Source organism: Streptomyces sp. GbtcB6, from assembly GCF_019091475.1.
Lineage (GTDB): Bacteria > Actinomycetota > Actinomycetes > Streptomycetales > Streptomycetaceae > Streptomyces > Streptomyces hyaluromycini.
In genome coordinates this window covers 1-11,354 of sequence record NZ_JAGXJL010000022.1, presented here as the reverse complement: position 1 = coordinate 11,354, position 11,354 = coordinate 1, and the positions used below count along the sequence as shown (strand labels likewise).

General features: G+C 70.8%; 8 protein-coding genes. 2 read left to right on the top strand and 6 right to left on the bottom strand.

What is annotated here, in order from left to right; genetic code table 11:
* Window positions 1–22: 22 nt before the first annotated feature.
* Both KVT45_RS31695 and fxsT read left to right on the top strand, forming a co-directional pair.
* The gene (locus KVT45_RS31695) at window positions 23–1,297 is read left to right on the top strand and encodes a TIR-like protein FxsC (RefSeq protein ID WP_217552580.1); all 1,275 of its coding nucleotides are present in this window, start codon (window positions 23–25) and stop codon (window positions 1,295–1,297) included.
* Complete coding sequence (gene fxsT / locus KVT45_RS31690; RefSeq protein WP_217552579.1) at window positions 1,287–5,297, top strand: FxSxx-COOH system tetratricopeptide repeat protein; 4,011 nt, start codon at window positions 1,287–1,289, stop codon at window positions 5,295–5,297. Before KVT45_RS31695 ends, fxsT begins: the two co-directional genes overlap by 11 nt.
* 53 nt (window positions 5,298–5,350) lie before the next feature.
* On the opposite strand, the gene KVT45_RS31685 is transcribed toward fxsT, so the two are convergent.
* The 6 genes from KVT45_RS31685 to KVT45_RS31660 all read right to left on the bottom strand — a co-directional run.
* The gene (locus KVT45_RS31685) at window positions 5,351–5,851 is read right to left on the bottom strand and encodes a flavin reductase family protein (protein WP_217552578.1); all 501 of its coding nucleotides are present in this window, start codon (window positions 5,849–5,851) and stop codon (window positions 5,351–5,353) included.
* 85 nt (window positions 5,852–5,936) lie between these two features.
* Entirely contained in the window at window positions 5,937–7,346 is a 1,410-nt protein-coding gene (locus KVT45_RS31680) for an MFS transporter (RefSeq protein ID WP_217552577.1), read from the bottom strand.
* Window position 7,347: 1 nt separating this feature from the next.
* Window positions 7,348–8,673, bottom strand: coding sequence for an NtaA/DmoA family FMN-dependent monooxygenase (locus KVT45_RS31675; protein WP_254647654.1), 1,326 nt, complete (start codon window positions 8,671–8,673; stop codon window positions 7,348–7,350).
* A gap of 5 nt (window positions 8,674–8,678) precedes the next feature.
* Window positions 8,679–9,344 (bottom strand): cysteine hydrolase family protein, encoded by a 666-nt coding sequence (locus KVT45_RS31670; protein ID WP_217552575.1) that lies wholly within the window; start codon window positions 9,342–9,344, stop codon window positions 8,679–8,681.
* Window positions 9,344–10,405 (bottom strand): LLM class flavin-dependent oxidoreductase, encoded by a 1,062-nt coding sequence (locus KVT45_RS31665; protein WP_217552574.1) that lies wholly within the window; start codon window positions 10,403–10,405, stop codon window positions 9,344–9,346. Before KVT45_RS31665 ends, KVT45_RS31670 begins: the two co-directional genes overlap by 1 nt.
* Before the next feature lie 122 nt (window positions 10,406–10,527).
* The coding region (locus KVT45_RS31660; RefSeq protein ID WP_217552573.1) for an ABC transporter substrate-binding protein at window positions 10,528–11,354 on the bottom strand (827 nt) is incomplete at its 5' end.

The following is an 11,354-nucleotide window of genomic DNA, read 5'->3' as shown; positions in this document are numbered from 1 at the left end:
GAAGCTGCAGGTCAGGGACTCATTGGAACCGTATTTCTTCCTGAGCTATGCGCGCAGGCGGGGCCCCCGGGTCCTGATCAAGCGGTTTTACGACGATCTTTGCACCGAACTGCGCGACTTGCGCGCAAAAACCAGCGAACCCTTCGGACGGCCCTACCTCGACGTCCTGTCCCTCCAGGTCGGCCAGGACTGGAACGCCAGCCTCAGCGATGCCGTCGGTCACTGCCGCACCATGGTGGCCCTGTACACCCCCGACTACTTCCGCAGCGACTTCTGCGGCAGGGAGTGGAAGGGGTTCGAGGACCGGCAGCGCACCCTGCGCGAAGTGACGGGAGTGGACGCGCGAGCGCTCATCCCGGTTCTGTGGGAGCCCGTACCGGCCGTACCCTCCGGCGCCGACCACATACAGTACGAGAACATCGACTTCGGCGAGGATTACGCCCGGTCGGGGTTGAGACGCCTTCTGGTCATGGATCCGGGCGGCGAGTACCGGCGCATCGTGAAGCTCCTCGCACAGCAGGTGCTGATCTCGGCGGAACACTTCCGCATCCCCATAGCGAACGGTCTCGATCTCAAGGCACCGGAAGCCGCGGGCCCGTTCCCCTCGGCGTCCGACCTCGCGGCGCCGGGCAGCCACGCCGTGCTGCTGGTGGCCGCACGGACCGCCGCGACAGCGCATCCCCACTCGGCGGACCCCCGGTGCCCGTGCCACGGCGACAGCCCCGCCGACTGGAATCCGTTCCACGCCGAGCACGAGGAACCGCTGGTCGCGCATGCGAAGCACCTTCTGGAACAGAGCGGCTTGACCGTGCGGACCGAGACGGTCTCGGACCTGCTCGGTCAGCACCTCGAAAGGGCACGCGCACAGGGACAGGTCGCGATCCTCCTGGTGGAGGCGTGGGCCGCGGCTGACGAGGCGTATCGAAACGCCCTTCGGGCGTACGACCGGGAGAACCATCCCGGCAGTGTCGTCATCGTCCCGTGCGGAGCGGACGAGGCAGGCGAGTCGTCACAGAGCAAGGCCTATTGGGAGACGGTACGCGGTGCGTTCCCGCTGAACTGGGCGAGCGGCGCCGGCGAGCCCTTGCCGTTGGTCCAGCTGGGTGCTTTATCAGACGATTTCGACGGTCTCCTCCATGCGGTCGTTGCCAAGGCGAGCAACCACCTTTTCTCTTTCCTGGGAGAAGAGGAGGTGCACCGGACCGCCCCCGCGCCCTTGCCCATCCTGAATGTCGTGCCCGCCATCCGCCCCACACCTTCGAGAGCCGGAGCAAGGAGCAGGACCGATGACCCATGACGACCACGGCCGGGGCACCATCATCACCTTCTACTCCTTCAAGGGCGGCACAGGGCGCACGATGGCGCTGGTCAACACCGCCTGGATCCTGGCCAGCAACGGCCTGCGTGTGCTCGTGGTGGACTGGGACCTGGAGGCCCCGGGACTCCACACGTACCTGCAGCCGCTGCTAGCCGACCCCGATCTCACCGAGACGTCGGGCGTGATCGAGATGGTCCAGGACTTCACCCAGGAGGCGACGGCCCCGGCCGTGGGCTCCCTGGCCGAGAGCGGCGGCGCGCTCGTACCCCCACCGCCCGACGCCGTCGGGCGCCGACAGCATGCCCCGATCGACGAGTACATCGTGGGAACGGACCTGCGGCTGCCGCCCGGCGGGAAACTCGACCTGCTGCCCGCCGGTGCGCAGGACCCGGCGACGTACGCCGTCAAGGTAGGCACCTTCGACTGGGGCAAGTTCTACCGCGTGGGTGGCAACAACCTGCTGACGGCGTTGCGTGAGGACATGACGGCGCGTTATGACTACGTGCTGATCGACAGCAGGACGGGTTTCAGCGACACGGCGGGCATCTGCACGATGGTGCTGCCCGACGTCGTGGTGGACTGCTTCACCCTGAGCCGGCAGGGTGTCAACGGCGCCGTCCAGGTGGCGGAGTCGATCCGCCTGCAGTCCAACCCCCAGCGCCACATCCGTATCGTGCCGGTGCCCATGCGCGTCGAGGACGCCGGCCGCGACCGCCTGGAGGCCGGGCGCTACCAGGCCCGCAGTCTGTTCGCCCGGTACCTGGACTGGATTCCCGAGGACGAGCGCGACGCCTACTGGAACAGCGTCGAGATCCCGTACAAGGCCAGCTACGCCTACGAGGAGATCCCCGCCACCGTCGGGGAACGCCGTCAGGACGGAACGCTCCTCACCGCCTTCGAACGGCTCACCGCCCGGCTCACCGACAACCAGGTGACCCGGCTGGGCAACATGTCCGAGACCTACCGTCAGCGGCTGCGGCGGGAGTACGAGCGCAACTCGCCCATCAACCGCAAGGACTTCTACATCAGTTACGCCGCTCCCGACCGGTTGTGGGCGGACTGGACCGCCGCCGCGTTCCGGGCGGCGGGCTTCGAGGCGAAGCTGGCGCCGGTCGAGGCCGCGGATCTCTCGGCCGCCTCCACGGCACTGGCCGGGGTGGAGCGCACCCTCGCCGGCGAGGCGCGCCTCGTCGTGCTGCTCTCCCCGCACTACACGGCACTGGAGCAGGCCCGGGACATCTGGCAACGCGTCAACCGCAGGGATCCGAACGGCGAGAACGGCATGGTCATCCCGGTGCGTATCGACGACTCCTCGCTACCGGCGGGTTTCTCCACGACGTCGCCGGCCGTCAGTCTCGTCGGAGTCTCCACCGAAGAGGCCGTGTTCCGGTTGCTGACCAACGCCGACCGGGACCAGCATTCCGGCGGCGGTGCCGGGCGTATCGCGGCGAGCTCGGTCTCGTCCACCAGGCTCCCGGGCACTCCTCCGGAAGTGTCCCGGCTGCCGCAGCGCAACGCCGTGTTCACGGGCCGGCGGGCGCTGATCGAACGGCTGCGGGACAGCCTGCTCTCGGGCGGTGCCACCGCCGTACTGCCGCAGGCCCTCTACGGGCTGGGCGGCGTCGGCAAGACGCAGATCGCCCTGGAATACGCACACAGGTTCGCAACGGACTATGACGTGGTCTGGTGGATCAACGCCTCCGAGAGGCAGCAGATCCGGCAGGACCTCAGTGCACTGGCCGAGCACCTCGGGCTGGCCATCGGCGGCAAGGACCTGCGCGCGATATGCAACGACGTGCTGGACAGGCTGCGCCGCGGCACGCCTCCCTACTCCCGATGGCTTCTCGTCTACGACAACGCCGAGAACGCCGCCGACCTGAACGAGCTGCTTCCCGACAGCGGACCGGGCCGGCACGTCCTCATCACCTCCCGTAATTCCGGGTGGGACGAGCGCGCGGAGCGTCTTGAGGTCGACCTCTTCAGCCGGGACGAGAGCGTGGACCTGCTCCGTCGCTACAACCGCCGTCTGGAGTGGGCGGAGGCGAACCAGGTAGCGGACGAACTCGGGGACTTCCCGCTCGCCGTCAGCCTCGCCGCGGCCTCGCTCCAGCAGTCGGCCCTGCCCGTGGACACCTACGTGGAGATGCTTCGTAGCCAGATGACCGAGATCCTGCGCAGTCAGCCTGCGCCCGAATACCCGACTCCCGCAGCGGCCACCTGGCTGCTCTCGCTCAACCAGTTGCGGGAGCGGATGCCCGCGGCCGCCGCGCTCCTCCAGCTGTGCGCGTTCTTCGGCCCGGATCCCATCCCGCAGAGCCTGCTCGAGAACAAGACCTCCCGCCAACTGCTGCAACGCGACGACGTGGGCCTGGCCAACCGGCAGATGATGATCCCGCTGTACGGCGAGATCAAGCGCAACGGGCTCGCGCAGATCGACGAGCGCGCGAGCACCCTCACCCTGCACCGGCTGGTCCAGCGCGTCCTGAGGGACCAGTTCGGTGCCGAGGAACAGCAGGAGATGCGCAAGCGCGTCCACTCCGTCCTGGGCGAGGGCAACCCCGGCAATCCGGATGAGACCGACAACTGGCGTCAGTACGCGGCGCTGCTGCCCCACCTGCGGCCCACGCAGGCCGAGGAGAGCGACGACGCCGAGGTACGGCAGTGGATCTGCGACACGGTCCGCTATCTGTGGCGCAGCGGCGACCCCGCGACGGCCAGTCAGACGGCCGAACGGGTGCTGGGCACCTGGTCCGCGCAGTTCGGGGACGACGACGCGCTGGTGATCCAGCTGCGCACCGAGCTCGGCAACGCCCTGCGCGACCAGGGCCGGCTGCCCGAGGCGTTCGAGATCACCCGCGACGCCTACGAACGCGGGCGCCGCGTCCTCGGCGAGGACCACATGTACACCCTCAACGCGGCCATGAGCCTGGGCGCCGACCTACGCGGTGCGGGACGCTACGAGCAGGCCATGGAGAGCGACCGGGACACGCTGGAGCGGGCCCGTCGCGTGTACTCCGAATCCCACATCCGGACGCTGTCGGCGGCCAACAACCTCGCCGTGTCGGAGTTCCTCTCCGGCAAGCGGGAGGCCGCGCGCACCACCAACCGCGAAGTCCTCAGGCAGTTCCAGGAGATCTCCGGCCCGGACCAGCGCGCCACCCTCAACTCGGCCACGAACTACGCGCGCGACCTGCGCGCCGCGGGCGAGTTCCACGAGGCGCTGAAACTCATCGAGGACACCCTGGAGCGCAGCCGGCGCGCGCTCGGCGACGATCACCTGGTCACGTTCCGGGCCTCGCTCGGGGCCGCCATCCTGTACCGCCGCCTCGGCGACTTCCAGAAGGCCTACACGCTGACCAACGAAACGTACGACCGGTGCCGGAAAGTGCTCGGTGACGACCACCCCGACACCCTGGCCGTCGCGACGAACCTCTGCGCCGACCGGTACGACCGGGGCGACGCCGTCGACGGGCGGAACCTGGCCAGGGACACCTTCGACCGCTACGAGCGACGATTCGGCGCGGACCACGTGTTCACCCTCACCAGCGCCACCAACCTGGCGATCCTGCTGCGCCTCACGGGTGAGCGCGCGGAGGCGCTCCGGCTGTCGGAGCAGACCCTCGAACGCTTCCAGCGCCTGCTGGGCCCCGAGCACCCGTACACCCTCACCTGCATGCTGAACCATGCGACGGACCTGTCGCAGAAGGAAGACCGCCACGGAGAGGCCGTCGCGATGGCTCGCGGAGCGTACGAGGGACTGCGCACCGTACTCGGCCCCGACCACTATCTGACGATCGCCGGGGCCTCGAACCTCGCCGTGCTGCTCCGGCAGGTCGGATCGGGCGAGGCGGATCCCCTGCACGAGGAAGCCGAACGGCGGGCGCGGGACAGCAAGGAACTGGGCGCCGAACACTCCATGACCCGGTCGGTCACGGCGTGGCGCGTGATCGACGCGGACATCGAGCCGCCCGTCACCTGACCGGAGGTGCGGGGTGAGGAGGGGGGCGGCGGACGAGTCCGCCGCCCCCCTCCTCACCCCGCCAGCATCTTCAGCTCCCGCCGATGCCACACCACCGGACTCCGGTCGTCGTCCGTCATCATGGCGAGGACGCGCAGCACGATGATGTCGTGGTCGCCGGCCGGGTAGGTGTGCTCGACGGTGCACTCCAGCCAGATCGGGGCGCCCTCCAGGAAGATGGCGCCCGTCGCCGTCTCCAGTGTGCCGAGGCCGACGAGGCGGCCCTCCTTGCTGCGGGAGGCGAGCTGGCGGGCCTTGCCGCTGTGTTCCTCGCCCAGGACGGAGACACCGATGGTCTGGGCGCGGGCGAGCGTCGGCCAGGTCGTCGAGGTGTGCTGGATGGCGAAGGAGACCATCGGCGGGCGGTGGGAGACGCCGACGGCGAACGACGAGACGATCATGGCGGTCGGTTCGCCGTGGACGCGTGCGGAGAGGGCGGCGACGCCGGACGGGAACGCGGAGAACGCCCCTTGTATGTCGCCGGGGTCCGAGGTGAAGCCTGCCGGGGTCGTCATCGTGCGGTCCTCGCCTTCGCCGCGTCGGGCACGGCCGGGCCCCGCCGGGCGGGGCGGTGGTTGTCGGTGACGGCGGCAGTCTTCATCAGGCGACTCCTGTGGGCAGTTGCGGGGTGGCGGTGCTGGTCCCGGGAGGTCCCGCCCCGGGGTGGTGGCCGGTCTGCAGGAGGCTGGCGGCGAGGAGGGTGAGCAGGCCGGCGGCGGCGAGCACGGCGAGGGTGGCGGCGTAGCCGAACCCGGTCAGCAGGACGGCGCAGACCGCGCTGCCGAGGACCGCGCCGAGTTGTTTCCCGGCGTTGAAGGTTCCCGAGGCCGCTCCGACCTCGTCCGGGCCGACCGTGGTCACGGCGGCGATGGAGAAGGGCGACCAGACGAACGAGTTGGCCACCCCGTACACCGCGAAGACGGCGGTCAGGACGGGGATCGGCGCGTCCGTCGCGACCAGTGCCGCCGAGGCGCCGACGGAGAGGACGAGGGCAGCGGAGCCGGCGACGGCCACGGCGCGCGGGCCGATCCCGTTGTTGAGGCGGGCCGAGAGCGGGGCGCCGAGCACGCACACCACGCCCATCGGTACGAGGGTGAGCGCCGCCGTGCCGGGGGCGAGCCCGCGCTCCCGCTGGAGGTAGAGCATCAGCGGGATCATCGCCGAGCCCGAGCAGAAGGAGGCCGCGGCGGCACCCCAGGCCGCGGTGACGAAGCCACGGCTGCGCAGCAAGGCGATCGGGACCAACGCCCGTCGGCCTGAGCGGCGTTGGAGCCGGACCACGGCCGCGACGAGCAGCGCGCCGAGGGCGGCGAGCAGCCAGCGCGGGATGCCCCAGACGTCGGCGCGGGTCGCGTCGGTGCCCTGGACGCCGAGGACGAGTGCCCCGGCACCGGCCGCGTTCGCGCAGACCGCCCAGACGGGGATGACGGCCCCCTGCCGGGGCAGCGCGGGTACGAACGCGGTCACGGCGGCCATCGTCGCGATGCCCACGGGCACGTTGACCCAGAACACCGCGGGCCAGCCGCCGGCGGCGACGAGCAGGCCGCCGAGCAGTGGGCCGGCGGCCACCGCGGCCCCGCCGACCGCACCCCACACGCCGAGCGCGACGGCGAGGCGGGGCGGCTGGAACAGGGCCCTGATGAGGGTGAGGCACTGCGGGGTCATCAGCGCGGCGCCGATGCCCTGGACCACCCGCCAGGCGATGAGGGCCGCGGCGGTGGGGGCGAGCGCGCACAGCAGCGAGCCGAGCGTGAAGGCCGCGAGGCCGAGGAGGAGGACGCGCCGGTGGCCGTGGCGGTCGCCCAGCCGGCCCGCGACGATCAGGGGGACGGCGCAGGCGATGAGATAGCCGCTGTTGACCCAGATCGCGAGGGTCTCGGTGGTGTGCAGGCCGCTGATCAGCGCGGGCAGGGCGACCGAGGTGACGGTGCTGTCCAGCAGCAGCATGAAGAAGCCCGCGCAGATGCCGGCGAGGGCGAGCCAGTCGCGCCGCTCGCTCCCTGCGGTCATCTCACACCGCCAGGTTCTCGCGCAGCGTGCTGCCGGGGTAGGCCGGGGCGAGGCTGCCGCGGCGGCGCAGTTCGGGGAGGAGCAGTTCGGCGATGTCGGCGAAGCCGGAGGGCATGGCCAGCGGGCTGGAGAACATGTAGCCGCCGCGCGATCCGGTCGCCGCGAAGTTCTCCTCCAGTGCGTCGGCGACGGTGCCGGGATCCCCGACGATGCCGTGGTCGAGGCCGGTGGCACGGCCGCGGCCGTGCGCGAAGAACTCCGCGCGGCTCATCTTCCGCTCGGCGCCGAACTCCGCGACGAGCGAGCCGACGAGACCGGCCGGGCTGGCGTTCGCCGCGACGATCGCGTCCCGCAGCTCGCCCAGCCGGAAGGACTCCGGGAGCGTGGCGAGGTCGTAGCCCATGTTGTGGGAGAGGTAGGTGGCGACGGCCTCGTCGTTCCAGAAGGCCTGCAGCGCGTCGCGGCGGGCCCGTGCCTCGGTCGCCGTACGGCCGACGATGACCTGGGTGGCCCACAGGATGCCGACGCCGGCCGGGTCGCGGCCCTCGGCGAGGAGTGCCTCGTCGAGCAGCTTGCGGTGCCGTTGCTGGGCGGTGAGGTTGCCGCCGAAGCCGAAGACCAGGTCGGCGAAGCGGGCGGAGGCGGCTATGCCGCGGGGCGAGTTGCCCGCCTGGACGACCAGTGGATGGTGCTGCGGGCTGGGTACGGAGGCGAGCGGGCCCTTGACCGTGAAGAAACGGCCCTTGTGGTCGATCGGGTGCACCTTGGCCGGGTCGGCGAAGCGGCCGGTGGCCCGGTCCCGGACGATCGCGTCGGGTGCCACCGAGTCCCACAGCGCACGGCACACGGCGACGAACTCCTCCATCCGCTCGTAGCGCAGGTCATGGTCCATCAGCTCGCCGAAGCCGTAGTTCGCCGCGTCCGCGCCGCGCGTGGAGGCGACCACGTTGAAGGCGATACGGCCGCCGGTGACATGGTCGAGCGAGTTCAGCAGCCGGGCGACGTAGAACGGGTGCATGAAGGTGGAGGAGTAGGTCAGGCCGAAGCCGATGCGGTCGGTGACCGTGGACATCGCCGCGATCACCGGGGACATGTCGTGGCGCGGCCACTGGATGCCCCACTCCACGGCCGGTGCGATGCTGCCGCGCCAGGTGCTGGGGATGCCGCTGCCGTCGCCGAAGAACAGCAGGCCGACGCCCGCGCGTTCGGCGGTCCTGGCCAGCTCCATGTACAGGCGGACGTCGGGGAAGTCCGTGCCGATCCAGGAGCCGGGCCGGGCCCAGGCGCCCTCGGTGTGGGTGAAGGAGAGGTCGAAGCCGATGTGCATGCCGGTCACCGGGCGCCCCGCTTCCACAGGCCGACGACCTCGTCGGCGTCGCTGAGTACGGCGACGTTCAGTCCCAGCTGCACCAGGGCGGCGGTGTTGACGTCGAGGTCGTAGGCGGCGGTGGCGTCCCGGGGGACGACGACCGGCCAGTCCAGCTGTACGGCGTCCTGGGCGGTCGCGTACACACAGCACTCGCTGGTCAGGCCCACGACGGTCAGCCAGCCGCGGCCGGCCGCGCGCAGCCGCGCGTCGAGGTCGGTGCCGAGGAACCCGCTGTAGCCGCGCTTGACCACCCTCGTCTCGCCGTCGGCGGGCCGTGGCCGGAACCACTCGGCCCCGGGCGAACCGAGCACGCACGGCTCGTCCGGGCCCATGGGGGCGTCGTAGTCGCCGCCGCGCAGCCAGTTGCCCGCCCGCCAGGGGCGCGCCGGGTCGCTGCCCAGCTCGACCCAGACGACGGGGACGTCGAGTTCGCGCGCGGCCGCGACGAGGTGCTCGATGCGGGTGACGGCCAGGTCGACGGCCGCGAGGGCGTCGTCCGTCGGGCCGTATACGGCCAGGCGCTCCGGTTCGGCGAAGTCGCGCTGTACGTCGACCACGACCAGGGCGGGCCCGCTGCCGGGCCGGGCGAGGCGGGCGAGTTGTCTCTCCCGCAGGCCGGTGCCGGGCATCAGGCGGCCACCTCGTCCCGGGCCCGCAGTTCGGGCAGCACGGTCTTGCCGAACAGCAGCATGTCCTCGTCGTACTCCGGGAAGATCAGCATGAGCCCGTCCAGGTCGGCCTCGCGCACGATGTACTCGATGTGGTCGGTGACGGTGCTCGCCGATCCCGCGACGTACGGCGTCTGGAACGCGGCCTCCCCGTCCGCGCCCTCGGCCCAGGCGCGGGCCTGCTCCTCGGGGATGCCCCAGGTGCTGCGCATACGGGCGAGGGCCTCCCGGTCCAGGCCGGCGCCCCATGCCCTGACCTTCTCGGCGGCGAGTTCGTCGGTCTCGTCCTGGACGACGGTGAGCATCGAGTAGGTCTTGCAGACCCGGCCGGCCGCCGCCGCCCGTTCGTGGACGTCCGTCGACAGCATGCGCATCTCGTCGAGGCTCTCGGCGGCGAGGAAGGCGCCGTCGGCGTACCGGGCCTGGAAGCGGCGGGCGTCCTCGGAGCGGCCCGCGTTGATGAGGGTGGGGCGGACGGCCGGATGCGGGCGGGACTCGCAGTCGACGAGGTCGAAGTACGGGGTGTGCATGGTGACGGAGTCCTCGGCCCACAGTCGGGTGACCGCCTCCGTCCACAGCTCCGTCATCCGGTAGCGGTCCTCGTGGCTGAGTTCCGGGTCCCACTGGCCGAACTGCTCGAACTCCCCCGCGTAGGAGCCGTTGACGATGTTCATGCCGGCGCGGCCGCCGGAGATGTCCTGGAGGGTGGCGAACATCTTCGCGGCGACGGCGGGGTTGTGGACGTTGGCGTGCAGGGTCGCCCAGATCCTGACCCTGCTGGTCGCCTCGGCGAGGGCGGCCATCATGGTCATCGATTCGAGCGAGCGGCCCCAGTGGTCGGTGCTGCCGCCGAAGCCGCGCCACTTCGCCATCGACATCACGAAGTCGAGGCCGATGGCCTCCGCGTGCACGGCGGCACGCCTGTTCCAGGCGTAGCTCGCCTCGGGGTGGGGGGCGGTGGTGGAGAGCATCCAGCCGCCGTTCCCGATGGGGAGGAAGATTCCGTACTCTTTCGTGGGCACGTTGCGGGCCTTTCCTGCGGGTGTGGGTCGTCGGTCGGCTGCGGCGCCGTCGTGGCTGGTCGCGCCCGCGCGGCGGAGCCGCAAATTGATACAGCCCCGCGCCCCTTACGGGGCGCTGCCGCTCACGGAGCCGGCCAGACGAGCTTGCCGTCCGTGTAGATGTTCTTGACGTACGACGTGTCGAACCATGTCGCGGCCTTGTCGGCGGTCACGTCGGCGGGGACGATCGCGAACTGGTGCAGCATGGCGACGAGCGCCGTGACGTTCTTCGGGTCGATGCCGCCGAGCGGCTGTCCGGGCGTCGGGTTGTCCTTCACCACCTGGGTCTCGGTCTGCCAGATGGTCGCATTGAGTTTCTTGTCGTAGGTGGGTCCCGACAGGCCGGCCGCGTAGCCGACGCACTCGGTGGTGTGGGCGGCGCTCGCCCCGCAGTAGTCGTAGGCGTGCAACGCGGCGCGCAGGATGTCCTCGACGGCGTGCGGGTGGGCCTTGGCGAAGGCCGGGTTGACCGCCATCGCGCCCGGCCAGCTGGGGACGTCGTAGTCGACCGGCTTCCAGACGGTGACGTCGTGGCCGGCCGCCTTGAGCTGGTTGGGCTCGTTGGAGACGAATCCGGTGAGCGCTTCGAGTCCGCCCTGCTTTCGGGGCAGTACGGAGGGGTCGTAGCCCTCCTTGACCAGCTTGAGCGAGTCCCACTTCACGCCGGCCTTGACCAGCATCGCCCGGACCGAGGCGGGCACATAGCCCTTGTGGCCGACGGTCCTGCCGTCGAGCTGGGTCAGGTCGGTGATGTCCTTGTTGGTCATCAGGATGTCGAGGCCGGCGTCGGAGTAGGAGGAGACGCCGGTGATGTCGATCCCGTTGGCGCGGGCCTGGATGACGTCCTGTTCGGCGACGGGGCTGACGGTGGCCTGTCCGCTGGCGAGGAGCTTGGTGTTCTGGGCGGTGT

What these genes read in the sequence shown, in the direction of transcription:
- KVT45_RS31685 (WP_217552578.1), bottom strand. Translation starts at nt 5,851, where the DNA reads ATGACGACCCCGGCAGGCTTCACCTCGGACCCCGGCGACATACAAGGG.
- KVT45_RS31680 (WP_217552577.1), bottom strand. Translation starts at nt 7,346, where the DNA reads ATGACCGCAGGGAGCGAGCGGCGCGACTGGCTCGCCCTCGCCGGCATC.
- fxsT (WP_217552579.1), top strand. Translation starts at nt 1,287, where the DNA reads ATGACCCATGACGACCACGGCCGGGGCACCATCATCACCTTCTACTCC.
- KVT45_RS31670 (WP_217552575.1), bottom strand. Translation starts at nt 9,344, where the DNA reads ATGCCCGGCACCGGCCTGCGGGAGAGACAACTCGCCCGCCTCGCCCGG.
- KVT45_RS31675 (WP_254647654.1), bottom strand. Translation starts at nt 8,673, where the DNA reads ATGCACATCGGCTTCGACCTCTCCTTCACCCACACCGAGGGCGCCTGG.